This window comes from Anaerobacillus sp. CMMVII, from assembly GCF_025377685.1.
Taxonomy (GTDB): Bacteria; Bacillota; Bacilli; order Bacillales; family Anaerobacillaceae; genus Anaerobacillus.
Window position 1 is genome coordinate 374,269 of the sequence record NZ_JACEHK010000017.1, and the last position, 26,347, is coordinate 400,615.

Below are 26,347 nucleotides of genomic sequence, written 5' to 3' on the forward strand. Positions count from 1 at the left end.
AAAGTGAGAGTCTAGTAGCCTAATTGGCTACTAGACTTTTTTATTTATTTTCGTTTTTTGTCCATGCCGCGTGGAAAATGAATGAAAAATGTCCACGAGCGGTGTCAGACACCATGTTTTAATTTTATTCTGTAAATTAGTGGTAAATTTTGAAACCTTTTTGAAATATAGAACGTCTATTATAGTGAGTTAAGTGATCATGCAGATGTCAATCAGGTGTGACTAAAGATAGATTGTAGAAATTTGATTTTTGAGTTATAAATAAGGGGGGATTACCATCAATATTATTACCACAAATTTAGAAGGGGATTTGACGATCGAACGTGATACGAGTATTAACGGGAAAGTGATCGGATGTATAAATGTATTACCAGGAGCAAGTCTCGATTTAAATGCTGACGTAATTGGAAATATTACTCTACAACAGTACTCGCGCATCTCCGTCAGAGGCAACGTTCATGGCAATATCATCCGCCATAAGAGTGCTGGTATAGAATTATTATCAAAAATTGATGGTGAAATCATAAATTATCGAAAGTAGATTTCACACTGATTGAATGAGGTGTATCGATTATGAGAAGACATGGATTAAAAACAGTCATAAGTAATAAGGGGTTTATCTATTTTAATCATGCAACTCTAGTCATAGAGTCTGATCAGGATTGGTATATTTCCGTTGCTGACGATCAAGACAATGAATATCAAGGACAGCTTGAGTTAGTCCTAGAAACGGATGAAGGGCATAGCTACCTCACAAAGGGAAATTATCGTGATCATCGAATTACAGCAGTAGACAGCCTCCATCCTTTAAGAGTAAGTTAAAATAACTTTAAAAACACTAATTGATCCAAAAGATACTGGATTGCTTAGTGTTTATTTGTTTTATAGCCTCAAAATGTAATGTAGTTACCTGGATATTTATGTTAAAATTAAGTGTCAGATAAATCAGATTTTTCACCGTGTGAAGATTTATAAAAAGATAGTAAGGTTGCTATTGATCTAGAATTTTTGCCGAAATAGTAAATTATTTTTTCGCAATCGACCATATTTATCAATTATTTATAATCCCTTTAATGGCAATGATCCTTTTATTAGTTCAAATCTAACGAAGAATAAAGTGATGTGTTAGCAAGAATTTACTTCGCAAGTCCTGTAGGAGGTTACTAAAGATGGAAGGCCCATTATTTCTAATATTACTGCTTGTTTTAATACTGAGTGGTATCTACTGCACCCATAAGGCCATAAATGGTGTATCTACAGAAGAACAGAATCAACAACTCGAATTAACCAAGCAATTAATAGAGCTGCAGCATGAGGTCCTTAAAACACAAAAGCAAATCCTAGAGAAATTAGACCGTTTGAAATAGCTGGACTGAGTAGATGAAACAAAACGTACTTTCTGTTGATAAATCCTTTTAAAGGTAATGTTTATCAACTCGAAGATCATAATGAAGCGTAGGAGTGTGAGCGTTGTGAATAAAAATACGAAAAAAGCATTACATATCATGGGTATGTTAATTTTTGGCGGGTGGTTTATCACCTCGTTTATTGAGGCAGCCAATTCATCCATTAAATATTCGACCTACACAATTTGGGAGTTTCGTTTATTTATTGTTGGTTGTGCAGCTATTTTCTACTTACAAGTTTTCTTTTTTGATAGAAAAGTGAGTAAGAGTGCGGAAAATCCTTCCCAGTCAAAAGCGTCGTAGAACCAATGACTCTAGGTCTTTTTATTAACTTTCTTGTTATTTTTTCGATGTTTTATGGGTTTAGGTATTTTTTTGATCCTAAGTACAAATATGAAGGGTTTAAGAAACTGACAATCGATGTTGTTGTTATTACTATTTTAGCCTTTATTGTTCAATTGATTTTTACGCTATTTTAATAAGATTTTATAGACCAAAGCCAAGCTTATGCTTGGCTTTTTTACGATTTTCTTAAAATAGGTCTAAAAAAACGACAATCTACTAAAAATAAGAAATTTCTCCTAATTATTTTGTCAAATAGACTAGACTTGAGTGGAAAAATGTAGTTTATTTGTATATATAGTGAAAAATTGCGGGGTGATTATTTGAGAAGATTTTTACTAATAGGTTTGGTTATTATCATAGCTTTTGTTACAAATTTTCAGTTTAATAGTAAAGATTACATAGTTTATAGTGATAATAGTAGAGTTGCAGTTGGTGAGGTAACTGCCTCGCTATTAAATGTTCGCAGTGAGGCGAATGCAAATGCGAGGAGAATTGCGCAACTACCTAAAGGTACGAAAGTTTCAATTTTTGAAATTGGAGTCAATAAAGATTGGCTAAAAATAAATGTGAATAACCAATGGGGCTTTGTTCACAAAGACTTCGTAACGATTACTGAAACGTTTGCTCCTACTAATACACTACAAAAGGTTGCTGAAGGCCAAGTAAATGCTTCGAATTTAAATGTTCGTAGTGAACCAAATACATCTTCACAAAGAATTAGCATTCTAGCAAACGGAACAAAGATTGATATTTTTGAAACGGGTGTTAATAAAGATTGGCTAAAAATTCGCGTAAATGACCGCTGGGGCTTCGTTCATAGTAGCTTTGTAACGATTACGCAGCAAACAAAGCCTACGACTCCTGCAGCAAATCAGGTGATAAGCAAAGGTCGAGTTACCGTAAACGCGCTAAATGTCCGTAGCGAGCCGCGTACAACCGCTAAACGGATCACCATTCTTGCAGAAGGAACGCAGCTAGACATTTATGAAACCGGCGTCAATAAAGACTGGCTAAGAATCAGAGTCAACAACGAATGGGGCTTTGTCCATCGAGATTTTGTTACGATTACTCAAGGAAGCAATAATCCCACACCGACAACTCCTACAGCACCTGTGACAGTCGTCGCAAAAGGTCAAGTGACGGTAAATGCCTTAAATGTCCGGGCGGAACCAAACACGACGGCAAGACGAGTGACGATACTCGCTGAAGGAACGCAGCTAGACATCTACGAAACAGGCGTTAATAAAGATTGGTTAAAAATTCAGGTAAATAACGAGTGGGGCTTCGTCCACAGTAGCTTTGTTGCAATCGCTCAAGCAACGACCCCAGCACCACCAGCAAACCAAGTCATTGGAAAAGCGGAAGTTACGGCGACAACCTTAAATGTTCGTAGTGAACCGAATGTGACGTCAAGGATCATCGGAAACCTTGCAGCAAGAACTCAAGTTGATTTTTACGAACAAGGCGTTAACAAAGACTGGTTAAAAATTAAAGTTGGCAACGAGTGGGGCTTTATTCACGGAAACCATGTAAGAATACTAGGAAATCAACCAACCATTGATACATCAAAGCTCAAAGACAAAGTCATTGTCATTGATCCAGGACATGGTGGGAGAGACCCGGGTGCTGTTGCCTTTGGTTTAATGGAAAAGGATATCGTCTTATCAACGGCCTTGATTTTAGAAAAGAAGCTTCAACAAGCTGGGGCAAAAGTTGTTTTGACTAGATCGACAGACGTCTTTTTAGCGCTCAGTGATCGCACGAAGGTCGTGAATAACCAAAATGCTGATATCTTTTTAAGTATCCATGTTAATTCATCTTCAATCGCGACGGCGCATGGCACGGAAACATTTTGGAATCGTAATTATGAGCTATACAACAGTCAGTTGCTAGCTTCGAGTTTACAGTCGAAGCTCGTTAATACATTATCAACTAGAGATCGTGGCGTGAAGGAAGCGGGCTTTGAAATCATCAAGTATACGAGAGTACCAAGTGTTCTCATCGAGCTCGGCTTTTTAACAAACCAAAACGAAGCCCAACGTTTAGCGAGCCCACAGTTCCAAGATCAGGCAGCACAAGCAATTTTAGAGGGCTTAGTAGATTTCTATAATAAATAATGGCTCTTTTCGTAAACATTGCTCCTGCGGTTACTCGTCGCACAAAAAAACTTGTTGCTATTTAACCAAAGATAAATAGATAAATCCCTTAGTTGAAGAATTCACCCCGTAGAATAAGTAAGAAAAGAGCAATGCTTACTAAATAAGTAGTGATATCTTAATATTCGTGTGTAAAAATCCGGCTTTTGGGATTTTTACGAAAGCAACAAACTTTGCGAAAATAGTATAAATAATCCACACAACAAGAGGTGCAAAAATGAAGGAAATAAAATGGGGTTCCCCACTTAGCTTCGCATGTCTTGGTATCTTTTTAGTCGGAGTGTCATTATTACTAGATACCATCTGGAAATATTTTTTGAGTTTTGGATAAATAGTTATTTGGAGATTAATTCGCTCATGAATTGATCTCCTTTTTTATTGTGCAGGCCCCTCTGGAAATTGGTATTTTATGTTAAAATAAATCTGGCAATCGTTTTTTTGAAAGTACAGAAACTACGTGAATTTCCTAATAATCTTGTGCTGGGCTTACAGAAATGTACTAGGCGAAAGAAATGTATAATAATTGTAGCGCTGAACACGAAATATATTTTGTAATGGTCTGCTTTTCTTGTAATAAAACCAATTTTTCAAGGAGGAATTATGCACCCATCAGAGCTGATAGAAATCATATTTGTAGGGGTAACTATTGCAGCAATCATAGTGATTTCCTTATTTTTAAAAGGTAGATGGCGTAAGGTTGGATGGTCATTGGCTTTCGGTGTTTTGGTGGCATTTGCGATTTTTTATACTGCACGACCTTATTGGATTGATGTACAAATTGACCAAAAAGTTGTCCTATTAGAGTCTTATTTAGAACAACAGTTTCCAGATGAAGTATGGACAATAACAACTGTACCTCACCGCAAGAATGGCTACAAACATCTAAACCCCTATTACATTGGTGTCGTTTTCGAAGATGAGCCAGACGTTACTTATCATTATTGGGTAGAAAAGGATAACATTTACCAAATCAGCTATTTAAGGTAGCACGGGGACGGTTCTGGTGCTTCATCAGGAGCTTTCTAAATGGGGAAGCACCAGAACCGTCCCCGTGCTTCTCAAAACCTAAGAGCCATGAGACAAACGAATTGTTCTCATGGCTCTTTCGTTTTTTAAAGCGACTAATAAAATTACCGTTTTTTGTTAATAATGGGTTGATAGGTTCTTAGCCGAGCTACATATTAGAACTTAGTAGCGAAAATAGGTATACAGTTATCGCCTTTTCGTAAAGGATGGTTAAATGAGATCAATCGTTCAGGTATTTTCATTTGATTTAACTTCCAAGATTCTCTTAGGGGTCATTGGAATTATCATTATTCGTTATATGCCAGAAACAGAATATGCGCTGTATAGCTTCGCGTTAGCGATGATTACAGTTGTCGCGCAAACCTTGGCAGCTACATTTCGAAGAATTTATATCGTTGGCTTTAGCGAGTTTGATTTGAAACAGCATAGCGACTCGTTTTTAGGATTACAACTATTAATAATCTTGTTTTTGACGATCGTCAGCATCCCATTTCACATCTATTTTAATGGAGTTTATCTATTAATTCTAATCATGATTGTTGGAACGACGTTGGTTGAATACATCAAAACTGCCTACCAACAGGAACTACAATTTTTAAAGTTTTCGGTTGTAGAAATTGTTCGCTCAGCTTCGTTTTTTGCACTGACGCTTCTGCTAATCTTTTTATTTAGACATAGTATTAGTGCCTGGCAGGTACTCTCTATCCAAGCGTCAACGATGTTTTTTATCTTTATTCTCGTATTCCGGAGTAAATTAAATCTGAAACAAATTTTTGCAATAAAAAAAGCGTTGGAAATCGGAAAATCGATTTTTAAGGGATCATATAAATACTTGTTAGGACTGACATTTTTTACAACGATTTGTGCGCAGTTAGATGTGTTTATGCTGAAGTGGATTTCCACAGAATTGCAGTTAGCGACGTACGGCTCTGCGTTTCGTTACTACACCTTAGTTTTTTTAGCATTAAATTCAGTCAATGCGGTATTATTACCCATCATTCAAAATACCAATAATCGTAGCGAACTTGACGACATATATATGAAACATCGAAAAATGTTAATGTTGTTTGTGCCGATCGTTTTGATAGGGGCGTGGCTTTCAGGCTGGATCATTCCTTATATCGATATGGGCAAGTATCCTGATGCTGTTGCGACCTTTCGTATTTTAGCAGTTTCAGCGATTTTCTCATTTGCTTTTAGCCCCCATGTAAATCTAGTCATGAAATTTGGTGGCTTCAAGTATTTGTACTATGTAATTGTCATAGCGGTTGTGATGAATTTAGCTTTGAATAGTATTTTAATACCTTTGTATGGCGCAATCGGCGCGGCTATTGCAACATTGGTTACGTTTTTGTTTAACAATTACTTAACGTATGTACGTGCGCATAAACTTCGTGCAGATTTTCATGATTGAATGGAGGGGATTATGTTGATAAGCAAGACACCAAGGCTGGCTGTGATCGGATTAGGTTTTATCGGGCTGCCACTGTCATTGAGCTATGCGATGAAAGGTGCTTCTGTCATCGGGATTGATGTGTTAGAGGATCATGTAAATGATATTAACGCTGCAAAATGCCATTTCCATGAACAATATCAGGGGAAGTCGCTTGCAGAAATTTTATCCGAACAATTGGCGCAGGGACGGTTTCAGGCAACGACAAGCTACGAACAAGCTGCCAATGAAGTCGACCATTATATCATCACTGTCGGTCTGCCTGTTCATAATCAAGACCCTGACCTTCGCTATTTAAACGCAGCCTGTGAAACACTTGCCACTGTCCTAAAAAAAGGTGATACCGTAGTCGTCCGAAGTACGGTCATTCCTGGTACGACCGAAGACATCGTCTTGCCGCTGTTAGAAAAAAGTGGCCTAAAGGCCGGCGTCGATTTTTATCTCGCCTATTCATCTGAACGAATAGCGGAAGGACGCGCCTTCGAGGAGTTTATTCATATGCCACTCGCGGTTGGTGGCGTGACGGATGAAAGTGCTCAGCGGGCGAAGCAGTTGCTTTCTTTTGTAACCGAAGCAGAGATTACCGTTTCAGAGATTAAGATTGTTGAGACGGCCAAGGTCATTGAAAATATCCAGCGTGATGTCAATATTGCGATGGTTCAAGAATTTGCTCGTTTTTCGGAAAAATTAGGGATTGATACATTTGAATTGATCCGCATTGCCAATACTCATAAGCGAGTCAATTTGCTGACGCCTGGACCAGGGGTTGGTGGCTATTGTTTACCAAATGCGCTTTATTATCTGCTAACAAAAGCAAAAGAGTTACAGGTCCCAGTCCCTCTTTTAGAAACTGCGAGGAAAACGAATGATCAGGTCCCGCAGGTTTTAGTCGAGATGTTACAGGAAAAACTAGAGGAGGTAGGGAAAAGTCTTGCTTCTAGTAAAATTGCAGTCTTAGGACTCGCAATGAAGGACTTTTCCAATGATGACCGCATCAGTCCACCTCATCACTTCGTGCAACTGCTCTTAGATAGCGGTGCTGACGTTAGCGCTTATGACCCCGCTGTCAAAGCGGCCTATCCGTACCGGGTTTCTTCGTTAGAGGAAGCAGTGACCAAAGCGGATGCCCTTGTTTATGTCACCGTTCAAGAGGAATTCTTAGAAATCGACTGGCTAGCATTATCTGAAAAAATGGCTTCACAGCCTGTCTTCTTAGACGCAAAAAATCGTGTGCCAAAAACGGTCAATCAATATGGTAACCTAATAAGAATATAGATTTGGTGTGAAAAATATGGATCGAACAACAAAACGAGTATTAATCGTAGCATACCTCTTTCCACCGATTGGTGGCGGGGGCGTACAAAGAGCACTAAAAATGGCAAAATACCTAGGACAGTTTGGCTGGGAACCGCACATCTTAACCGTTGCCCCGTCGCACCATGTAACTTTAGATTTAAGTCTACTAGATCAACTTCCGGAGGATGTGAAAATCCACCGGGCGAGTGAAATAAAGATTCGTCGACCAGTAGTCGTTCAAGGTGGGGGGCGAGTTCAAAGTGCCAGTTCCGAAGGGGTGCGGTCGAAACTAAAAAAGTCGGCAAAAGCGTTTCTAAAGACAATGAAAAATGCCGTCATGATCCCAGATGACCAGATTATGTGGTACCCCGCGGCGGTGAAAAAGGGACTTGAGGTGATCAGGGAGCATCATATTGATGTAATTTTTTCAACAGCTGGCCCTTATACAAACCATCTCGTTGGTCGCAAATTAAAACAAAAGACAGGGAAGCCATGGATCGCTGACTTCCGCGACCCCTGGACTCAAAATATGCATCGACCACAATTCAAGTGGCGCCGCCGTATTGAGGAGCGCATGGAAAAAGGCGTCATGGAATCGTCTGATGTGTTATTGACCGTTACTAATTCGTTTGCGAAGAACTTTAATCAAAAGTATCCTAAGCTGAAACGGGTTGAAGTTATTCATAATGGCTATGATGCCGCGGATTATCAAGATATTTGCGCGGTTGAAAACCCAGGTAAGTTTACTTTTATTTATGCAGGAATCTTCTATAAGGAGCGCAATCCGCGTTTACTATTAGAGGCGATTAGAGCATTAGTTGATGAAGGAAAGATTAACAAAGACCACATTCTATTAAAGTTTGCAGGTGTCTTTGATTATCCAGGCTATACCGAGAACAACGATGCAGTGCAGCGCCTAGGGTTAGAGGAGAATGTCGCGATTATGGGCAACCTTCCTCACAGCCAGGTGTTAGGAGAAATGAAAGGTGCGAATGTCTTACTTCTAATCAACGACGTCACACCTGATGCAGGAAATTACATCCCTGGTAAGCTCTTTGAATACATGGCCATTGGCAACCCAATTCTGGCATTGAGTCTACCAGGAGAATCAACTGAGATTATTGAAAAGTATAGGCTTGGCGAAGTCGTCCAACCCAAGAACCTCCAAGAAATCAAGGCAGGAGTCCTCAAACTCTATGAGGAGTGGAAAGAGAAGGCAAAAGAGGGGTCTGACCCCCGCCAAGGTAAAGCTTTAAAGCACTGGGGGTCAGACCCCCACCGAGGTAACGCGGTAATACAGCGGGGGTCAGACCCCTCTTCACAAACTACCGATACTAGTATCTATGAAAGAAAAAATCAAGCAGAACAATTAGCAAGGTTAATGGATGAATTGATTTGAAATAACGATGGTCACGATCATATATGGTCGTGACCATCATTTGGTTCAAGATGATTGGATTAGTTGGAGGATAAGATTTAGGAGACTAGTCGTGCCTTCATCGGTAAAAGGGAAAGAAAGGGTAAAGATAATCAAGTCATACCATTGAAGATGGGCCAGGTTCGGACAGGTATCCTTCACCTCAGGCTAAACTTGTCTGAAGTTGCCTCAGGTTCGGGCAGCTTTCCTTATCTAATCCTGATCCGTTTAGCTGGGGCCTGACCCCAATGAAAGTTCACTTTCACCATTAAGAATGTAAATCTATTTTGCGCTACCTGAACTTGATAAGAGAAAGTGAACTTTCGAAGTTTAACTATTTACAGGGTAGACCCCCACTAATGTAACGCTTTAAAGCGGCGGGGGTCAGACCCCACTCAAACTGCCATATCCATCTGAGTAAAGGCTAGGTGTTTGTGGTGCTTCAATCTTCTCGCCATAGTCACAAATCTCTATTCGATCCTGATAGAGTGTAATTTTGCGATGAACGGGAAGCCGAATCCATAGTGGACACCGATAAATCCTTGCTCGGAGAAATGTAAGCACTTTGCTTGGGCCTCATTCTTTAAGTGAAATAAGCCATTTAATCCTTCCACCCATGAGTTTTGCTCTTTCCCAGGGCATTGTGGGGTAAAATGTGACTTAGTTGAACGAAACAAATTTCGCTTCTCTGGCAAGGGTGTGTAAAGATAAGTGCCCGGGTCCTTAATGATGTCTTTACCATTAATCGTTAGCTCAATGCTTAGTTGGTCGTTATGAGCATGGCCGCCGTTTCCGTTTTGGCCATTTGAGCCGCAACGAATCGCTAAATAAAGCTGAGTGGATTTGTAAATGTATAAGCCAAACTCTGGGTAGCTGAAACCTTCTAACCTGTCTAAGAGATTACCCCCACCACTCAAAAACTCTGTTTTTATGAAAGGCACCTCTTTTAATTGATCAAAATCAACCTCGAAAATCCAGCGACTTCGAGATTGGTCCACACCAGGCTCCACCTTAAAATCCTTCACCATATGCGCAATAACCTTACGATCAATCGTGAAACTCTCGGAAAAATCTTTGAAATCCTTTCGATCAAACAACCCACTATATCCTCCAACTAGCGCTCGGTGGTCAAGGTGATCTTCGAACCAATAAGTATCTCTTTCCGACGAATATCCGTCTAAATTTTGATACCTCTTTTTTACAGTCGCTACATCATAGCACTGCCAATTCGGTTCTAATTTTAAAAAACGCCCATTATCGTTATCGCCAAACTGCGGAATTTTCTTATTGGGTTTCGTAATATTTACAGTAAATAACGCAATTTTTCAAGGCGCTCAAACACCCACTTCGGGAGCTGAGTCGTATTTTTTGCCATAATAATCGCTGCCCCATACAGTACAAGTTCCGCGGAAGTCGGTGATAGCTTGTCGATGCTTCAAAATTAGAGCCTTCCTCATAAAATGAAACTCGACCTCTTGAATAAACTCTTTCACAGAAAAATCGAGCCAATCGTTGTCATGATTAAGGTACGCTGCAATATAAAGCAGTCCGACGATATTGGCTAGATAATGATTGCTACGATTTTCCCCAAACCATTCTAGATTGTTGATGACGTGGTCGCCATGCTCATAAATCGAGCGGGAAAAATTCGGTCAAACTCCTGATCAAATGTTGCGCCAAATGAATGGAATAAATCGTAGGCCACCAGCCAATTAGAGGCGCGGATCGCCACATCCATTGAACAAAACCAATTGACTCCAAAACGAGGAGGATTGGCGGCAATAAAATCCAAAACTTGATTTCTAAATTCAATCGCGTATACGTCTGGATCCTTGAACCCCTGCATTTGCTGCTTGGCCATATAGTAGGCGAAAGCAAGCTGAGTTAAATGGTGCATCCGAGCCAACTCCCAAGGAACTTTGATATCGACACCAGGTAGGTGACCATAGGAAATGTCCTTGTACCACGTGTCCTCGCGCCACCGAAACCCTGACTTAAAATCTAGCTGCCAATCGATCGGGATATAATTTTCTGAGACTAATTCCCGGATCGCCTCTGACTCCGCTAGATTTGCCGCATTAATCACAGCCTTCTCACCAGCCTCATAAACATGGCCCTCAACGCCGCGACACTTCATCCCATGTTTTTGTTGGACCCACCCCGAGCCTAACACCTCAAAATAGTGATTGAGGTAAAGGTTTGTTACTTCACGGATCTCATCAATATTGGAGAAGTCTTCGAGCTCGAAGGCTGGGGTAAAAAAAGTTAATGGCTTATCTAAAGGGATTGTTTGATGATAAGTGCTTTTATTTAAATCACCATGTCGTTCCTGCTTCTTTTGGTAACTAGATCGTAACCTCGACATGCCTTTTTTTATTAAAACCTGTGGAGGCGTTGTTACAATTTTTTTTACTAGATATCGTAGCTTCATAAACTCCTCCTAGTTTTTTATTTTAAGAAACCTAATTTTGGTACATACTATATAATAGTTGATAAAAAGATTATATTTTATACATCTAATGAATTTCATAATTTATTATTTTCGCCGCTAAGTTCTAAATGAAGTTGCGTAGAACCATTCGCAACTTCATTTAGATTGATATAGCTTAAGTTAAGGTAATTATGAAATTCACCCGAAAATTACTGTTAGGAGAATCATAGATTATGCAAAAGCCAGTAGAGATTATGGATATATCTTTTTGCAACTTAGAGGCGTCAGAAGTAGTTGCAGAGATAAAAACCCATATAAATGATAACCGAAAAACATTTATCGTCACGGCTAATCCGGAGATTGTCATGTATGCCAAGGATCACCCGTCCTATAAAAAAACAGTTGCGGAGGCTGACTATGTGTTGGCCGATGGTATTGGTGTTGTCATTGCTTCAAAAATCCTTGGGACTCCGATAAAAGAGCGGGTTGCGGGCTTTGATTTGATGGGCGAACTGCTAGCACATGCCAATGAAAAGCAGCTAAAGGTATATTTTTTAGGGGCAAACCGGAAGTTATCGCAAAGACTGTAGAAAATATTCAAACAACCTACCCGCAAATTAACGTAGTTGGCTATCATCATGGGTATTTTGATCATGCCCACCCAGCGGTTGTAGATGAAATCGTTCAGCAGGCGCCAGACCTAATTTTGTTGCGTTAGGATATCCTGCACAGGAAAAATGGATAAAAAATAACTTAGCGAAATTTAGCAAGGGCGTTTTTATGGGAGTTGGTGGTAGTTTTGATGTTTGGGCAGGAGTAGCGAAACGTGCGCCAATAGTTTGGCAAAAGCTAAATGTCGAATGGCTTTACCGATTACTCAAACAGCCATCAAGGTGGCGAAGAATGCTGGTTCTTCCTCATTTCTTACTAGAAATTTACACGATAAAATAAAGCGAAGAAAATAGTTCATAGCGTATTTCCCCCTTATTTTTGGCAATAATTGAGAGGGAAAGGGGGGAATACCTATGAAAGTGCTACACCTGATTGGTGGCAAGGAAATGGCGGGCTCGAAAAATCACTTAATATCGTTGCTAAATAGTCTCAATAAAAAAGAAGTGATCCTCGGCGTTTTCGAAAAAGGAGCGATTTTACAGAGGCAGAACAGTTAGGAATTGATGTACGCTGCTTTGCGCAAAAAACGAGATATGATTTTTCCGTTTATCGAAAATAAAACGTTTGATTAGAACTGAAGGAATTGCGATCCTTCATACCCATGGACCACGTGCGAACTTATTTGGGTATTTTGTAACAAGGTCTGAAAAGCTGATTTGGACAACAACGGTTCATAGTGATCCGAGATACGATTTTATTGGCGGTGGGTTAAAAGGAAAGCTATTTACGATGTTAAACCTTTGGGTTCTGAAAAAGGTGAACCATTGCTTTGCGATTTCCAGTCGGTTTTCCAAGTTGTTAGAAGAGCTTCATATAAAATGCCCAATGACGACGATTTATAATGGAATTTCCTTTACGGGTGAGCAGCAAGCATTTTTTAGCCCTGAGGATTTTCAATTAAAAAAAGAGGACTTTGTGGTGATCATGGTTGGACGATTACATCCGATCAAGGGGCATGACGTTGTTTTTGAGGCGATAAAAAAGGTCAAGGACAACATCCCGAATTTAAAGCTACTAATTGTCGGTGATGGTCCTAGTGAAGCTGACTTGAAACAGAAGGTCGCAAGCCTGAACATCGACCGACATGTTTTGTTTTTAGGGTTCCATCCTGAAGAAAAAATCGACTCGTTATTGAAGCTAGCTGATGTTTTCTTACTTTCCTCTTATAGTGAAAGCTTTCCATTGGTCGTGTTAGAGGCTGCGCGGGCAAAAATTCCGGTGATTTCTACAGATGTAGGTGGAGTAGCGGACTTGATTGATGACGAAACGCTTGGCTGGGTGATCCCACCAAAAAGTGTTGCAAGTCTTGAACAGGCCATTATGAATGCATATGATCGCCATGAGGAGCTGCCTGCAATCGGTGAAAAATTGCATCAGAAGGCGGCTACGAAATATTCGATCAACCAGCTTGTTGAAGCAGTAGCCGATACATACCGCGAGCTGTTGGTTAACAATGAAAATAAACTAATGGAAGTTTCCAAGCCTGCTGTGAACTTTAAAGAAAGATAGAGGTGGTAGCAGCTTTTTCAGGAGGAGTAAATGATCCAGTTTCAAGATAAATTTATCGTTCGATTTTCATGGTTTCTGATGTTTTTTATCGCATTACAGCCTGTTCTTGATGTGCTTACATCGATCTCGATCTTATACTACGAGTCGACAGTAACGGTTGGGATCATCGTACGGGTGCTTGTCATGCTGTTTGCTCTTATCTATATTTTCTGTTGGCAGCATTCAAAGCTTAAAAAAGTATCTCTGATTTATTTAAGTTCGATCTTACTAATCATCGGCATTGGCTTTGTCACGGCTTGGGTCGTTAAGCCGAACTTCCAGTTGTTTGCGGAAGGCCAATATTATGCAAAAACATTTATTTTCCTGTCATGTTTATTAGCTACATCATGGCGATGATTGTGCTTAGAGATCATACCCAAAAAAATATCATCACGATCTTTTTGACACCGATCGTTGTCTCGATGACGCTAATTGGGGTGGTGTACCTAGTCGCAATTTTGACTGGGACTGGACTTGATACATACAAATTTGTGAAAGCGGGGACGAAAGCTTGGTTCCACGCTGGAAATGAAATTGGAGCAATCCTCTCAATTTGTTTACCGGTGATTTTATTATATGGAATTCGGTCAACGAAAAACGTCGTTCACCTCGTCTATTGGATTCCGGCGTTGCTCGTTATTTTTTCGCTCGTTATGTTAGGGACGAAGGTCGGTTACCTTGCCATCATCATTTCATTAGGGCTGGCCCTTTTCGCATTAGTCGTTAGCCAACTCCTTACCAAGCAACCAAATCTAAAACCAAGTTTACTGATCATAAGTGTTCTTTTAGCCGGTGTTCTGTTAAGTACACCATACACCCCGGCTTTTTCAAACACGGAAACGCATATTCGAATTATCGATGAAATAACTGGAGAAGTAGAAGAGCCAATGCCTGAAGCACCTGAAGTAGTGATAGACGAAGACGCTGGAGTTCTAAAGAGATACAGTAATCGAGTCATTAACATCCTATTAAGCAGCAGACAAATCTTTCTGAAGAATACGCACGAGATGTTTGTTGAGGCACCACTAATACAAAAACTATTTGGAATGGGATATGCCGGCATTTATCCAGAGCGTCCAAAATTGGTTGAAATGGATTTTCTTGATTTGTTTTATTCATACGGGATCATTGGTTCGATCGTTTACATGTTACCGATTTTTTATGCATTCGTGCTGTTGTTTAAAAATGTAAGGCATCACTTAGAGAAGCTGTTACTTGTTGAATTTTTGTTGGTATTTAGCTCATTATTTCTCGGTTTCGGAATTGCTTTCATTGCAGGACACGTCCTCTTTGCCCCAGCAGTCAGCATCTACTTGGCCGTTTTAGGAAGCGTGGGGACGGTTCTCCTGCTTCCTGGGGAAGCACCATAGGAAGCGTAGGGACGGTTCTCCTGCTTTATCAGGTTACTAGCTTAGGAAGCACCAGAACCGTCCCCGTGCTTGCATGTTATGCAAAAATTAATCAAACGTTTGATTAGATTTTTGCGAAACCCTTGATATAACTGCATTTCTTAATTTAATAATTTCATGCACCGCTAGCACTTTGCTAGCATGATTGAATTAGGAAGCGTGGGGACGGTTCTCCTGCTTTATCAGGTTACTAGCTAGGGAAGCACCAGAACCGTCCCCACGCTTCCTTAGAAATGAGGGGTGGTAAGAGATGAGAGTCATAAAATTTATTGTTGTAACATTCATTATGTGTTTTTCCTTTGTTGCTGGTTTAGAAGCTGTTAGCGGAAAAACTCATGGAGAAATACAGCTTGAAGAATTTATTAAGGGAAATAACTATATTTCAGCAGAAAAGGCCATTCATCAATATGAAAAAGAACATGGTAAAAAAGTAAGCCTACCAACAAAGTTACCTTTTGAACCATCACACCGGTTTGGGACCATTGAGGGCGAAGGACGGCTTAATTTGCATTATATGAAGTATGATGCAACCGGGAGATGTCCCAATCTTGATTTTGTATTTATATAATGCCTGAAAAAGACCTTGAGAAGTTTATTAACCCCACAAAAGATGAAGTTTATGAACTTAGCAATGGAAGTAAAGCGTATTATAGAAGACATCATGAGGATTTTCATACTCTAGTATTTCAGCGAAGTGGATTTGGCTACCTCTTTGGGGGAAGTACAACGGATCATTATGATTTAGATGTTCTAATCGAAACAGCAGAGTCAATTAAATAACTATATTAGTGGTGAGCGTTCTTTAAAATTAAAGGAACGCTTTTTTTCTATCCAACTAAAGGTAATTAATGGTAAAATTAGTTAACTTAATACATAGCAAGCAGGATAATTCTATTTAAAGAAAGTAACGAGGTGAAAGATAGTGATAAGTACATCAACTTGGTTTAACCCATACGTCTTGGAGGTGCTGATAATACCAATTGCTATATCATTGGGAACTTTATCAGCATGGTTTACAAAGAAGGTAGTAGTAGGACCTTTAATTCATGTTACATTATTCGTGCTTTTTTATATGTGGCTTTGGTTATATTTTTATTCAGCGAACTCATCAGATTTTTTTGCTGTACATTTGAATAGCTTTGAATCTTTTATAATAGAGATAATTTTTGTTGGTGTGACTTGGTTGTTATCATGGAGTTTATTAAGGTCTAAAGGTAAAAATAAGGTGTAGAGACTATTCTCTATATTTCTTTTAATTTGCAAATTAGCAATAAATCACTAAAAATGGGGTTGCGATGATGGTATTTAGAGAATACCTAAAAACTACTTTTCCTGGACTAGTCTTGAAGCCGAGCCTGTATCATCAATGGGATATTAGGATCCATTTTGAATTTGGGGAAGGTATGTATCAGTATAATAATGATGGAAGCCTTAACCTTGAAATGTTTGAGCGAGTCTATAGTCAAGCATCGTCAATTTTTAATTATCTTTTTTCTGAAGAGGATGAAATCATTCTCGCTACAAATGTTTATCATCGTAAAAGTTATAAAAATAACCGAAGAAGGGTTAAGGTCTACGAGCGCTTTCTAAAAAATAAAGATGTAAAATACAAAGTGAAGGTGGAGACTCTACCATTTGCTTTTGACGACGAAGAAGAGGCTGACGAGTATTACACTTCACAGTTTTCCGTAAAGTGCAGAAAACGAGATATAAATTACCAGTTACTACTTAAAGCTAGTTGTCACGAGGACTTCCCCTTGAAACCTAAATTTGGTGGGAATAACGGATCGTATTATCCAGATGTATTTTTCATAAATGTTTCTAAAAATATTATCTTCTTTATTTATGATGATCGAGGTTGCGAGGTTATTGCAGATAACAAAGAAGTCATAAGGACATTATATAAGGCTTACAAAGATTGGGTTGCCGAGTAGAGGAAGCGTGGGGAAGCGCGGGGACGGTTCTGCTGCTTCCTAAGCTAGTAACCTGATGAAGCAGGAGAACCGTCCCCACGCTTCCTAAATTGAATTAAGTGGAGGAATTTCTATGTCCTATATTTATGGTTTGATTTCTGTGGTTGCTAGTGTAATTTTAGCTTTCATAATAGGGATTCCGGTAATATCAGAATGGGGTCTAACCTATTTTCACGTTGAATATTTTCTGTTAGGTTTTGTAGCTCCAATCGGCTATTACTATTCCATTTTTCTCAAAGAAGGAGCATTTCATAAACAACATATATTACCTGGTTTATCATTTGGATTAATAGCTTTGTTTATTATTTTGCTTATTCATTATTTCGTTCTATCACGTCTACTTTTACCTTTTCTCCCTTATATAAATACTGTTAAATTGGAAATTCCAGTTTTCGTATTCGGAAGTATTATTCTCCCCTTATTTAAGATAATTGGTCAAATCAAATGTAAGAAATGTAATAGTGGATACTTTACTGAAGAGTTGCTTTTTAAAGTAAGCAAAAGTGACTACCGAAGTGATATAAAAAAGTTTATCCAATTGGTAGCAAATAATAGTGATACTGAACTTCGAAATTTTATAAAAGAACGAAGATTATGTACTGGATATTCATCAAAGAACCATGAAATAAAACCTTCAACTTATTCATTTTATTTGATAACGTGTAAAAATTGTAGAGCCCAATATATTGTAAGTCAAAAGAATAAAGAGAATATTGATGAAATTTCAATAAAGCATTCCTATAAGATAATAGCTAACACTAAGTTTGGGAATTAGGAAGCACGGGGACGGTTCTATTGCTTCCTAAGGAAGCAGTAGAACCGTCCCCGTGCTCCTTAAAAAAACAGTGAGGTGCGCTAATGAAAAAGTATTTATTTCGTTCTATCTTTGTATTACTAATTGTACTAGGAATCTTTTTTCTATTTATAGAGTTAACCAAGGAAGAGATATTTACAATTGTAAGGAAGGAATCAGAAACATCAGTTTGGATTGAAAGTAATAAATTAATAAATCCAAGCTATAAAAGAGCTACATTAGGCTTGAAGTATGTAGACATAGTAAATGAATTTGGTGAAGTAATAGATTATAGAGAGTTGGGAATAGGAGATAAAATTAAAGCTGATTTAAAACCGTTAGCATTCCTTTCTGACCCTCCTGGCTTGAGTGCATGGAAAATAACGCTACTGAAATAATGGGTAGCAAGAGTATAAATAAGTTGAGGTTGATTTTATGAAATTTTATCTTTTAGGTGAAGAAACAAAAATTGATATTGATGTATTAAGCAGAAATCATCCGAATTGTACAGATTTTTGGGATGGAAATTGGGTTCATTCAAAAGTAAATATTGAAATTCCAGGATACCGTGTTCATTTCAATGCAGATTTGAGAACAGATGAAATAAGAGATTTTCTAAATGAGCTGAAAGAAATGAATAAGCATTTGAAAGGAAAAGCTACACTAAGTAATTTAGACAGCTTTTTACATTTTGAATGTGTGATGAACAAGTTAGGTGGAGTATCTTGGTCAATTGAAACTTGCTACCCTGCTGGATATGGTGCTGTTTTGAATTTTGAATTTGAAGCAGACCAATCATATTTGCAAAATTTAATAACAGAATTGGAAGATATTTTAACTGCTTTTCCTGTTATAGGAAGGCCGTAGAAGCATGGGGACGGTTCTGCTGCTTCCTCCGGAAGCGCCAGAACCGTCCCCATGCTTCCTGAATTAATAAAGAAATGAGTGATTTGATGAAATCAAAGAGTAAATTAAAGCGAATGTCAAAGGTGCTATCAATGGCATTTGTCATCTTCATTCAAATCTATTGGTATAAGATTAGAAAAAAACCTGAAGCTGATTGGGAAAAATTGTGGGATATAATAGGGGAAAGGTTTCGAAAAACATTATTTGAACTAGAAGGATTACTTATTAAAGTTGGACAATTACTAAGCATTCGCTCGGACTTGCTTCCTAATGGGTTTATCCGTCAAATTCAAGACCTTACAGATCAAGTTCCCCCTTCAGAATGGGAGGAGATTGAGGATATTCTTAAAGCAGAATGGGGAGGACCTCTAGATCAATCGTTACTTTCCATCGATAAAAAGGCAGTAGCTTCTGCCTCTATAGGAGAAGTTTATAAAGGTATCTTAAAAGATGGTCAAATGGTGGCCATTAAAGTACAACGCCCAAATATACAATCAATCATTGAAACTGATTTCCGTACATTAAGTATTATTATCTGGTTTGCCCATCATTTTGTTCCCATGCCAAAAGGGTTTATAAATTTAAAGGTTTTATTTAAAGAACTCAAGGAAGTTATTGTCCGGGAGCTTGATTTTTCTCAGGAAAAAAATAGCCTACTCTTTTTTCAAGAACGATTTAAGGGTGTAGATGGTGTGAAAATACCAGACGTGTATTCCGAACTGAGTACGCCAAAGATATTGGTAATGGAGTGGGTCGAAGGAATAAAGCTGACTGATAAAGTAGGAGTAAGTCAACTAGAAGTTAACCAACGTGAATTGGCAGCGCGTCTGATTGAAGTTTTTCTTCCACAGTGGCTTGAACCAGGTTTGTTCCATGCTGATCCCCATTCAGGAAACGTACTCGTATCAAAGGAAGGACAAATTATATTACTAGATTTCGGAATGGTAGGGCAAATTTCTAAGAAGGATGCTACCTATTTTCAAGGATTAATAGAAAGTTTACTATCAAAAAATTACCCTAAAGCTGTGGAGTGCTTGACTCATTTAGGTTTCTTGCTCCCTGAGGCAGACCCAAGGACGATGGAAAGGCTATTGGCTGAATTATTGTCTTTTCAACCTGCGCAATTGAAAGAAATGGATCTTCTAGCTTTAAAATTGGAAATGAACGATATCATTCAAGCACTCCCAATTCAAGTGCCAACGAGATTTGTTTTTTTAGGGCGTTCTTTCATTACGATGGAAGGAATGCTTCGGAACTTGGCATCAGAGGAAGATCTCATTAACGTTTTAAAACCAGTTTTTATGGATTGGTTGAGTAAACAAGGGAATACCAAGTGGTCGTTTATTTGGTTTTGGTTGCAGTCACAGCCAATATTTAAAACAGTCCATTCCTTTACAGAATTTCTAAAACTACCACAAGTACTTGAGAATATAAAGGAAACCGAGCAGCGAAGACAATTTCAATTTTCTATATTTGAAAATAACAAAAAACAACTATTTCAATTAACACTCCTTGGTCTTATCGGAATAGGCACAGGGATATATACTTCCCATCAACTCATTTTACAGCTTTCAGTGGTTGTATCTATCATTTCTGTTACAGGATACTTTTTTTACAGTTTTAAGTTAAAAAAATGGATGAAATACATGCATGAAAAACGAAGATAGAAGCATGGGGACGGTTCTGCTGCTTCCTACGGAAGCGCCAGAACCGTCCCCATGCTTCATCAAGGAAGTAGGTTTAGGATTGAAATTAAATAATGAAAAAGATTGTGTTGTGTTTGCAGTTCTTTCTTTTATGATGTGGGGTCTTACTCCGATTTATTGGAAACTTACTCAACATATTTCTTCAGGAGAGATTTTAGCACAGCGAGTTTTTTGGTCTTTTATTTTTATGATTGTGCTTTTACTCTTTTTAAGGAAATGGAATTTATATGTTGAATTCGTAAAAGAAATCATTAAGAAGCCAAGGTTATTTTGGTCACTTTTTCTTGCTTCTGTTTTGATTAGTTCAAACTGGGGTATCTTTATGTGGGCTGTAATTGAAGGGAAAATAGTAGAAGCCAGTCTTGGTCAATACATAAATCCTTTAACAAGTATGTTAATCGGTGTAATCGTATTAAAAGAAAGGTTAAGTATTTCTCAAGTTGTTGCATTTGTTTTAGCAGGAATGGGGGTAGTAACATTAACACTTCATTATGGTGTAATCCCTTGGATTTCGCTTAGTCTAGCTCTTACTTTTGGATTTTATGGTTTAGCAAAGAAAATGATTAAAGCCGATTCAACCATTGGATTAGCTCTTGAAACGATGGTGATTACCCCCATTGCGTTAGTATTTTTGGCATACTGGATGTTTCAATCTCAAATCCAATTTTTCGATTCTGTTTCAACAAGTTTACTTTTAATAGGTAGTGGTGCAGTAACCGTTCTACCACTATTATTTTTTACTATGAGTGCGAAAAAGGTAACACTATCTTTGCTTGGAATTCTTCAGTATATTTCTCCAACAATAGTACTGGTAACAGGTGTTTTTCTTTATAACGAAACGTTATCACAAGCACATTTAATTGCACTTATCTTCATTTGGTCAGCTATTGCAATTTATACTTTTTCTTCAATGAGGAAGCATGGGGACGGTTCTGCTGCTTCCTCCGGAAGCGCCAGAACCATCCCCATGCTTTCTACTAAAATAAAAAAGGGAGAGTTATAGAATAGGGAGGTGAAAATAGTTGAAAAAGTTTATTATCGCATTCATATCAGTATCTTTTATCCTTCTATCAGGTTGTTCTTTTGGTGATGATTGTGCTTGTACTGAACCTGTACCAGAAACTGAAAATGATGGTTAAGAGTGATTTATTTCTTATTAAGTTCCCAAACGAAAAAAATGAGGTGAGATTATGTTAATTTTCGTTATATCTTCCGCTGGAATATTACCAACAGTTTTTATTTCGAATCTAACTAAACAGATTAAAGAAGATAATAGACGGATTATTCAATTGTTAGAGGAAAAGAAGGAGATGGAGAGTAGAGGGCAATGAACTATAAAAATATCGTAATAATTCTTGGTTTGTCCCTAGTATGTAATGTGGCTTTATTTTATATGTATTATCAAAAAAGCTCAGAATCGGAACAACGATTATACGCTCTTCAGACGGCTTACGAAGTAATGTTAAGTTCCAATGTGCATCTTACTAATGCAATGAATAATTTAGGTAAAGAACATCTTTTAAAAGCCTATGCTAATTTACATAGTGCATCAAATGCATTTAGGGTTTTCAAATCGCAAATAGGAATACGGAGTGATGATGATGTTCTATCTTTTTACCGCGACATACTCATGAATTGGATCGTAGAAGATTATGAACCGACGGAAGACGAATTTGTTACTATGATTGGTGATTTAGCACTTATTTACAATACATTTTCAAAATGGGGAGAAACACCAGGCAAGTTTAAAGAACGAAGCGTTTTTGATTGGGATGAAAGTGAATACGAAGAGAATGTAAAACAGCTGAAAGATAAGCTTATTCTATTTAGTGAATAAGGAAGCATGGGGACGGTTCTGCTGCTTCCTCCGGAAGCACCAGAACCGTCCCCATGCTTTTTCTAGAACGGAGGTTTGAATTTTATGAAGAAAGCACCATACATTATTTTTATTTTGGTCTTACTTGTATTGCTATCTGCTTGTAATAGGCAAAGCGGTAATGGAGAACCTCAATCAACAGAAGGAACTTCTGAAATTTACGTGAAGGGCTTGGAAAACGTCGATGTTCTTAATAGTCATGGAAGTATTGAAGGACTGGAAAGAATGAGTAGTTTCTATGAAAACGTAAAAAATGGAGTTCCCTCTGATTTGCGAATTGTGCACTACACGATTGAAGGTGCTCCTATCGTAACAGATGTAAGTTATAATGGAGAATTTCTTGAAGTGAAGGATGATACCACTCGTGACACTTATGGAAGTGGGGCAATTACTAGCAAAAATTGTAAGAATTTGATTGAGGAAGTTAATCCTACCAATACCTCATATATAGCGGTTGATTGTACCGGTGGTCTTCGTGGGATGCAAGAAATCTTGAAAATTAACTACAACATGAGTCAACAGGATCTTTTTGAGTTTGTATTGAAATATGGATTAAACCAGGAGAACGAAATAAATTCGCACACATTGAAAAAAGAAAGCAGCACACAGATAATAAAGGATGTAAAACAAGAGGTGTATAAAAGATTAGTTTTTGCGAATTACTTAGCAGAAAAAGACTTAATTACAACATGCGATACTAAGGATACAATCAATTATTTCCTGAAGGTACACATAAATGGTGGCGAGCGTGAATTTCAATGGAGTGCTTGTGATCAGAGCATGGATGGCGTGAAATTTACTAAGCTTGCAAACTACATTATAGAACAATCTGAGAAGAAACAACACGTACAACCTATCACCGTTCAAGGCTATGTGTTAGAAAAAAAGGAAAACGAACTGTTAGTTGGCGAAGATTTTACTATGCTAGATTACGAATGGATGAAAGATGAAATAAAGCATATCGATTTCAATAACTATATTTATGACTTTGCCATCTTAATAGGAGTTAACACAGAAGAATTTAATCCTGGTGATAAAATTCTAGCAACTATAGAAGAAAGAATAAGTGATAACAAACCAGGCAGAGCATTAGTGAAGGAAATTAAGAAATTAGAATTAAAGTAATTGGAAGCACCAGAACCGTCCCCGTGCTTCCTAAGAAGGAATTCATCAATGGGAGAAAATTATGAATGACAATAAAGAAAGACCAGAGGATAGACGAGAAAGACTAAGACAAGAAGAAATCAAAAGAAATCTTGCAAGCAAAATTGGTGGTGGTTTTAATCGTGCTCAAAGTGGTAGTCTTGTTGATTTAGTTGGTAGGTTTAGGATGAAAAAACAGGGATCTTAATTATTGTAATCATAGTTGCCTATTTAATTGTATCCTTGTTCTTTAACTAATGAAGGAATTACTAGAACAGCTGCTGTAACGCTTTTGTCGAATCAAGCAACAAGGGTTCGTCGAGCATATGGAGGTGGAAAATTGAAATCAAGCGAAAAAAGAACCACAGTATACTTAATTCTCTTGGGAATATTATTTGTGTTTACTATCCTATCAATCGTGTTTTCTTTCGATAGTCTTATAAAAGACATCGTTTACTCTGTAGGGTTTTTAGTTGCAATTATTTTAAGCATATATTATAGAAAACAAGCAAAATAAGAACGTCAACAAAATATAAAATAGCATTGATATACTCAATTAACGAAGCAGAAAGGGGGGATTTTTTGATATGAACACTATTAAAAAATTGTTTGTGAAGAAAGAAATAATTATTTTTATAGCATTAGCGACTATTCTTCTTGTTTTGCATTCAACTCCAAGTATGGCATTAAGAACACAAGTATTTATTATGGGTTATCCAAAAGCAGCTCTAACATCTGGGATTGTTGATGATGTGTATCACAACAAAGTAGATAAGGAAAAGTTTGCTGAGATGAATGCCAAAGCATACACCTTAACAAAACCACCTATTGAAAAAGCGACGCAAGGTGAACTTAGTAACTTTCTTGTAAGGAAAATTGGATTTTTTTATCTAGCGGAATACTATGGCGACACTTAATTATTCTTGTACTAACAGATGTTACTTAAACAACAGGAGCAGTCATATATAGTATGGTTTGCTCCTGTTTCTGGGTGTTCTCTTCTATAATTATCTTTGAAAAAGGGGTGTGGTACTTTGGTTAATTCATCAGTTGGCAAATCAAAATTTATCAAAAAAGTGATATTATTTTGCCTTATACTTCTCATTTCATTTGGATTGTTGTTTAGCTATTTGAATCACATACAGTTATTTTCCTATGGAAACCCTTTTTCATTAATGACTTCCATAATTAAAATAGAGACATTGAAAGACGATTTGGTGAAATTCTCAGAGGATGAGGATTCACATTACTTTATTTCAAAGGATAGTAATGAAATTGAATACTATATAAATAGTTATGGGTGGCAATTGCATCGCCAAAAGGGATACTCTGCTGCTATCTATAAAAGAAACGAAGAAGAAATGATAGTTACACCGAGCAGCATATGGAATTTCAAATATTTGGTCTATGATATCCCGAAAAATTATAAGGACTAACAATTCAGCTAACGAGCTTACTTCAAGGGAGGGAAATAATGATTAAAACTCTTTATCTATTAATGGATTTGACTTTCGTAGGTTTATTAATATTTGGTTTATTACAATCCAAGAGATATTCTTTTTTTGCAGGGGTTTATAGCTTTTTAATCTTAATATTTCTTAAACTTTATTCATTTGTTGCTCCTTATTCTATCAAGCCAATAATTGAAAATATTAGTGAACCACCATTTGGTTCGAGTACAAGTGAGTTTGTGGCATTCTTAAATCTTATTCCTAAAACGCTTAACTTGATCGCATTTTCAATTTTAATCATCGGTTTATTTCAAAGATTAAAAAAATAACGAAAGCGTGGGGGTCTATTGCTTCATCAGTTTTCTAGCTGAGTAAGCACCAGAAGCGTCCCCGTGCTTCAAAAAGAGGAGTGAGTTTGATGGAACATCAATCATTTGAAGAACAAATACTGTATCTTGAAAAACAATTAATGACTTATAGTTATGATGAATTAAACGAGTATCTCGCAGATGACTTTTTTGAGTTTGGGAGTTCTGGAAACATTTTTGATAAAAAAGCACAGCTTGATGCGGTTAGAGATGATAAAGCCGTAACTAATTCAATACGATATACAGTAACTGATTTTAATATCAAACTATTAGCTTCAGATGTTGTATTAGCAACGTATCGCTCATTAAGACATAACGATAGTAAACTAGTATTACGCAGTTCTATTTGGAAGAATATTGATGGGAAATGGCAAATGATATTCCATCAAGGAACACCTACCAAATAATGCGTAACTACATAGTAATAAAGTAAGAGTGCAATAGTGGAACTAGTGGTGACGGTTGTACTGGTGGAAGCACGGGGACGGTTCTCCTGCTTCATCAGGTTACTAGCTTTGTCATTGGGGAAGCACCAGAACCGTCCCCGTGCTTCATTAGGAGGATTTATATATGGGCAATCAAACAGGATTATATACACGTTATGTGATACTATTAACCTTAAATTCTGGTAATAAATTAACAGAAAAACTAATTAAAGAACATGTAGATTTTTTAAAAAAATTAGAAAGTAAAAATAAGTTAGTGCTATGCGGTCCTTTTTCGGATTACAATGGTGGAATGATAATTATCAAGGCAAAATCTTATAAAGAGGCTCAAGAAATTGCAGAATCAGATCCATTTATCATTAGCCAAGCAGAATCTTATGAAATTCGAACCTGGGAGCTATCTTGTAAAGAAAACAACCATATGGGAATGGGTTAATCATCAACAAAGGAAGCGTGGGGACGGTTCTCCTGCTTCATCTGGTTACAAGCTTTGTAATTTAGGAAGCGCCAGAACCGTCCCCACGCT

At 37.7% G+C, this 26,347-nt stretch carries 30 protein-coding genes and 2 pseudogenes; 30 read left to right on the plus strand and 2 right to left on the minus strand.

All coding sequences use genetic code 11. The features are described 5' to 3' along the window. The first annotated feature begins 286 nt into the window (after positions 1-286). The 9 genes from H1D32_RS23240 (at position 287) to H1D32_RS23280 (ending at position 9,081) form a co-directional block, all read left to right on the plus strand. Entirely contained in the window at positions 287-541 is a 255-nt protein-coding gene (locus tag H1D32_RS23240) for a polymer-forming cytoskeletal protein (protein ID WP_261180638.1), read from the plus strand. A 32-nt stretch (positions 542-573) separates the two neighbouring features. Further along, positions 574-822, plus strand: a complete 249-nt coding sequence (locus H1D32_RS23245; protein ID WP_261180565.1) for a hypothetical protein — start codon at positions 574-576, stop codon at positions 820-822. A gap of 347 nt (positions 823-1,169) precedes the next feature. Next, positions 1,170-1,367 (plus strand): hypothetical protein, encoded by a 198-nt coding sequence (locus tag H1D32_RS23250; protein ID WP_261180566.1) that lies wholly within the window; start codon positions 1,170-1,172, stop codon positions 1,365-1,367. 105 nt (positions 1,368-1,472) lie between these two features. Beyond that, entirely contained in the window at positions 1,473-1,709 is a 237-nt protein-coding gene (locus H1D32_RS23255; RefSeq protein ID WP_261180567.1) for a hypothetical protein, read from the plus strand. A gap of 362 nt (positions 1,710-2,071) precedes the next feature. Then, positions 2,072-3,868: an N-acetylmuramoyl-L-alanine amidase family protein gene (locus H1D32_RS23260; RefSeq protein ID WP_261180568.1), complete on the plus strand. Its 1,797-nt coding sequence runs from the start codon at positions 2,072-2,074 to the stop codon at positions 3,866-3,868. A gap of 639 nt (positions 3,869-4,507) precedes the next feature. Continuing rightward, positions 4,508-4,894 (plus strand): hypothetical protein, encoded by a 387-nt coding sequence (locus H1D32_RS23265; RefSeq protein ID WP_261180569.1) that lies wholly within the window; start codon positions 4,508-4,510, stop codon positions 4,892-4,894. Between the two features lie 253 nt (positions 4,895-5,147). Then, positions 5,148-6,347 (plus strand): MATE family efflux transporter, encoded by a 1,200-nt coding sequence (locus H1D32_RS23270; RefSeq protein ID WP_261180570.1) that lies wholly within the window; start codon positions 5,148-5,150, stop codon positions 6,345-6,347. Positions 6,348-6,359: 12 nt separating this feature from the next. Then, positions 6,360-7,661, plus strand: a complete 1,302-nt coding sequence (locus tag H1D32_RS23275) for a nucleotide sugar dehydrogenase (RefSeq protein ID WP_261180571.1) — start codon at positions 6,360-6,362, stop codon at positions 7,659-7,661. A gap of 16 nt (positions 7,662-7,677) precedes the next feature. Beyond that, positions 7,678-9,081, plus strand: coding sequence for a glycosyltransferase family 4 protein (locus H1D32_RS23280; protein WP_261180572.1), 1,404 nt, complete (start codon positions 7,678-7,680; stop codon positions 9,079-9,081). 488 nt (positions 9,082-9,569) lie between these two features. On the opposite strand, the gene H1D32_RS23285 is transcribed toward H1D32_RS23280, so the two are convergent. Together H1D32_RS23285 and H1D32_RS23290 are read right to left on the minus strand one after the other, a co-directional pair. After that, positions 9,570-10,196, minus strand: a complete 627-nt coding sequence (locus tag H1D32_RS23285; RefSeq protein WP_261180573.1) for a heparinase II/III-family protein — start codon at positions 10,194-10,196, stop codon at positions 9,570-9,572. 500 nt (positions 10,197-10,696) lie between these two features. Then, a complete protein-coding gene (locus tag H1D32_RS23290) occupies positions 10,697-11,530 on the minus strand; it encodes a hypothetical protein (RefSeq protein WP_261180574.1) in 834 nt (277 codons plus the stop codon). Positions 11,531-11,895: 365 nt separating this feature from the next. Here H1D32_RS23290 and H1D32_RS23295 point away from each other — a divergent pair. The 21 genes and pseudogenes from H1D32_RS23295 (at position 11,896) to H1D32_RS23395 (ending at position 26,257) form a co-directional block, all read left to right on the plus strand. After that, a pseudogene (locus tag H1D32_RS23295) lies at positions 11,896-12,481 on the plus strand (WecB/TagA/CpsF family glycosyltransferase). 74 nt (positions 12,482-12,555) lie between these two features. Next, the gene (locus tag H1D32_RS23300; protein WP_261180575.1) at positions 12,556-12,699 is read left to right on the plus strand and encodes a hypothetical protein; all 144 of its coding nucleotides are present in this window, start codon (positions 12,556-12,558) and stop codon (positions 12,697-12,699) included. Positions 12,700-12,766: 67 nt separating this feature from the next. Then, positions 12,767-13,711 (plus strand): glycosyltransferase family 4 protein, encoded by a 945-nt coding sequence (locus H1D32_RS23305; RefSeq protein ID WP_261180576.1) that lies wholly within the window; start codon positions 12,767-12,769, stop codon positions 13,709-13,711. A gap of 78 nt (positions 13,712-13,789) precedes the next feature. Continuing rightward, positions 13,790-15,120, plus strand: a pseudogene (locus H1D32_RS23310) (O-antigen ligase family protein). A gap of 289 nt (positions 15,121-15,409) precedes the next feature. Beyond that, positions 15,410-15,727 carry a hypothetical protein gene (locus H1D32_RS23315; RefSeq protein WP_261180577.1) on the plus strand — a complete coding sequence of 106 codons (318 nt, stop codon included), beginning with the start codon at positions 15,410-15,412 and terminating at the stop codon, positions 15,725-15,727. Next, on the plus strand, positions 15,727-15,939 hold the full coding sequence (locus tag H1D32_RS23320; RefSeq protein ID WP_261180578.1) for a hypothetical protein: 213 nt from the start codon (positions 15,727-15,729) through the stop codon (positions 15,937-15,939). Before H1D32_RS23315 ends, H1D32_RS23320 begins: the two co-directional genes overlap by 1 nt. A 518-nt stretch (positions 15,940-16,457) precedes the next feature. After that, the gene (locus H1D32_RS23325) at positions 16,458-17,093 is read left to right on the plus strand and encodes a DUF3885 domain-containing protein (protein ID WP_261180639.1); all 636 of its coding nucleotides are present in this window, start codon (positions 16,458-16,460) and stop codon (positions 17,091-17,093) included. Positions 17,094-17,205: 112 nt separating this feature from the next. Continuing rightward, entirely contained in the window at positions 17,206-17,907 is a 702-nt protein-coding gene (locus H1D32_RS23330; protein ID WP_261180579.1) for a hypothetical protein, read from the plus strand. An 83-nt stretch (positions 17,908-17,990) separates the two neighbouring features. Next, positions 17,991-18,323 carry a hypothetical protein gene (locus H1D32_RS23335; RefSeq protein WP_261180580.1) on the plus strand — a complete coding sequence of 111 codons (333 nt, stop codon included), beginning with the start codon at positions 17,991-17,993 and terminating at the stop codon, positions 18,321-18,323. Between the two features lie 37 nt (positions 18,324-18,360). After that, positions 18,361-18,792, plus strand: coding sequence for a WapI family immunity protein (locus H1D32_RS23340; protein ID WP_261180581.1), 432 nt, complete (start codon positions 18,361-18,363; stop codon positions 18,790-18,792). Positions 18,793-18,878: 86 nt separating this feature from the next. Continuing rightward, positions 18,879-20,498, plus strand: a complete 1,620-nt coding sequence (locus H1D32_RS23345; protein ID WP_261180582.1) for an ABC1 kinase family protein — start codon at positions 18,879-18,881, stop codon at positions 20,496-20,498. Between the two features lie 79 nt (positions 20,499-20,577). Beyond that, complete coding sequence (rarD, locus tag H1D32_RS23350) at positions 20,578-21,540, plus strand: EamA family transporter RarD (protein ID WP_261180640.1); 963 nt, start codon at positions 20,578-20,580, stop codon at positions 21,538-21,540. 187 nt (positions 21,541-21,727) lie between these two features. Beyond that, positions 21,728-21,868, plus strand: coding sequence for a hypothetical protein (locus tag H1D32_RS23355; protein ID WP_261180583.1), 141 nt, complete (start codon positions 21,728-21,730; stop codon positions 21,866-21,868). Between the two features lie 62 nt (positions 21,869-21,930). Next, positions 21,931-22,374 (plus strand): hypothetical protein, encoded by a 444-nt coding sequence (locus H1D32_RS23360; protein ID WP_261180584.1) that lies wholly within the window; start codon positions 21,931-21,933, stop codon positions 22,372-22,374. Between the two features lie 84 nt (positions 22,375-22,458). Beyond that, a complete protein-coding gene (locus tag H1D32_RS23365; protein WP_261180585.1) occupies positions 22,459-23,538 on the plus strand; it encodes a DUF4362 domain-containing protein in 1,080 nt (359 codons plus the stop codon). Positions 23,539-23,599: 61 nt separating this feature from the next. Next, on the plus strand, positions 23,600-23,764 hold the full coding sequence (locus tag H1D32_RS23370; RefSeq protein ID WP_314733488.1) for a DUF6366 family protein: 165 nt from the start codon (positions 23,600-23,602) through the stop codon (positions 23,762-23,764). A 379-nt stretch (positions 23,765-24,143) separates the two neighbouring features. Beyond that, positions 24,144-24,473, plus strand: coding sequence for a hypothetical protein (locus tag H1D32_RS23375; RefSeq protein ID WP_261180586.1), 330 nt, complete (start codon positions 24,144-24,146; stop codon positions 24,471-24,473). A gap of 117 nt (positions 24,474-24,590) precedes the next feature. Further along, positions 24,591-24,992, plus strand: coding sequence for a hypothetical protein (locus H1D32_RS23380; protein WP_261180587.1), 402 nt, complete (start codon positions 24,591-24,593; stop codon positions 24,990-24,992). Positions 24,993-25,030: 38 nt separating this feature from the next. Continuing rightward, positions 25,031-25,336: a hypothetical protein gene (locus tag H1D32_RS23385; RefSeq protein ID WP_261180588.1), complete on the plus strand. Its 306-nt coding sequence runs from the start codon at positions 25,031-25,033 to the stop codon at positions 25,334-25,336. An 89-nt stretch (positions 25,337-25,425) separates the two neighbouring features. Beyond that, complete coding sequence (locus tag H1D32_RS23390; RefSeq protein WP_261180589.1) at positions 25,426-25,782, plus strand: nuclear transport factor 2 family protein; 357 nt, start codon at positions 25,426-25,428, stop codon at positions 25,780-25,782. 163 nt (positions 25,783-25,945) lie between these two features. Continuing rightward, positions 25,946-26,257, plus strand: coding sequence for a YciI family protein (locus H1D32_RS23395; RefSeq protein WP_261180590.1), 312 nt, complete (start codon positions 25,946-25,948; stop codon positions 26,255-26,257). Positions 26,258-26,347 lie beyond the last annotated feature (90 nt).

What these genes read in the sequence shown, in the direction of transcription:
- H1D32_RS23315 (WP_261180577.1), top strand. Translation starts at nt 15,410, where the DNA reads ATGAGAGTCATAAAATTTATTGTTGTAACATTCATTATGTGTTTTTCC.
- H1D32_RS23375 (WP_261180586.1), top strand. Translation starts at nt 24,144, where the DNA reads ATGAACACTATTAAAAAATTGTTTGTGAAGAAAGAAATAATTATTTTT.
- H1D32_RS23245 (WP_261180565.1), top strand. Translation starts at nt 574, where the DNA reads ATGAGAAGACATGGATTAAAAACAGTCATAAGTAATAAGGGGTTTATC.
- H1D32_RS23320 (WP_261180578.1), top strand. Translation starts at nt 15,727, where the DNA reads ATGCCTGAAAAAGACCTTGAGAAGTTTATTAACCCCACAAAAGATGAA.
- H1D32_RS23290 (WP_261180574.1), bottom strand. Translation starts at nt 11,530, where the DNA reads ATGAAGCTACGATATCTAGTAAAAAAAATTGTAACAACGCCTCCACAG.
- H1D32_RS23300 (WP_261180575.1), top strand. Translation starts at nt 12,556, where the DNA reads ATGAAAGTGCTACACCTGATTGGTGGCAAGGAAATGGCGGGCTCGAAA.
- H1D32_RS23280 (WP_261180572.1), top strand. Translation starts at nt 7,678, where the DNA reads ATGGATCGAACAACAAAACGAGTATTAATCGTAGCATACCTCTTTCCA.
- H1D32_RS23395 (WP_261180590.1), top strand. Translation starts at nt 25,946, where the DNA reads ATGGGCAATCAAACAGGATTATATACACGTTATGTGATACTATTAACC.
- H1D32_RS23325 (WP_261180639.1), top strand. Translation starts at nt 16,458, where the DNA reads ATGGTATTTAGAGAATACCTAAAAACTACTTTTCCTGGACTAGTCTTG.
- H1D32_RS23250 (WP_261180566.1), top strand. Translation starts at nt 1,170, where the DNA reads ATGGAAGGCCCATTATTTCTAATATTACTGCTTGTTTTAATACTGAGT.
- H1D32_RS23270 (WP_261180570.1), top strand. Translation starts at nt 5,148, where the DNA reads ATGAGATCAATCGTTCAGGTATTTTCATTTGATTTAACTTCCAAGATT.
- H1D32_RS23355 (WP_261180583.1), top strand. Translation starts at nt 21,728, where the DNA reads ATGTTAATTTTCGTTATATCTTCCGCTGGAATATTACCAACAGTTTTT.
- H1D32_RS23365 (WP_261180585.1), top strand. Translation starts at nt 22,459, where the DNA reads ATGAAGAAAGCACCATACATTATTTTTATTTTGGTCTTACTTGTATTG.
- H1D32_RS23360 (WP_261180584.1), top strand. Translation starts at nt 21,931, where the DNA reads ATGTATTATCAAAAAAGCTCAGAATCGGAACAACGATTATACGCTCTT.
- H1D32_RS23335 (WP_261180580.1), top strand. Translation starts at nt 17,991, where the DNA reads ATGAAAAAGTATTTATTTCGTTCTATCTTTGTATTACTAATTGTACTA.
- H1D32_RS23345 (WP_261180582.1), top strand. Translation starts at nt 18,879, where the DNA reads ATGAAATCAAAGAGTAAATTAAAGCGAATGTCAAAGGTGCTATCAATG.
- H1D32_RS23340 (WP_261180581.1), top strand. Translation starts at nt 18,361, where the DNA reads ATGAAATTTTATCTTTTAGGTGAAGAAACAAAAATTGATATTGATGTA.
- H1D32_RS23385 (WP_261180588.1), top strand. Translation starts at nt 25,031, where the DNA reads ATGATTAAAACTCTTTATCTATTAATGGATTTGACTTTCGTAGGTTTA.
- H1D32_RS23370 (WP_314733488.1), top strand. Translation starts at nt 23,600, where the DNA reads ATGAATGACAATAAAGAAAGACCAGAGGATAGACGAGAAAGACTAAGA.
- H1D32_RS23330 (WP_261180579.1), top strand. Translation starts at nt 17,206, where the DNA reads ATGTCCTATATTTATGGTTTGATTTCTGTGGTTGCTAGTGTAATTTTA.
- H1D32_RS23390 (WP_261180589.1), top strand. Translation starts at nt 25,426, where the DNA reads ATGGAACATCAATCATTTGAAGAACAAATACTGTATCTTGAAAAACAA.
- H1D32_RS23275 (WP_261180571.1), top strand. Translation starts at nt 6,360, where the DNA reads ATGTTGATAAGCAAGACACCAAGGCTGGCTGTGATCGGATTAGGTTTT.
- H1D32_RS23265 (WP_261180569.1), top strand. Translation starts at nt 4,508, where the DNA reads ATGCACCCATCAGAGCTGATAGAAATCATATTTGTAGGGGTAACTATT.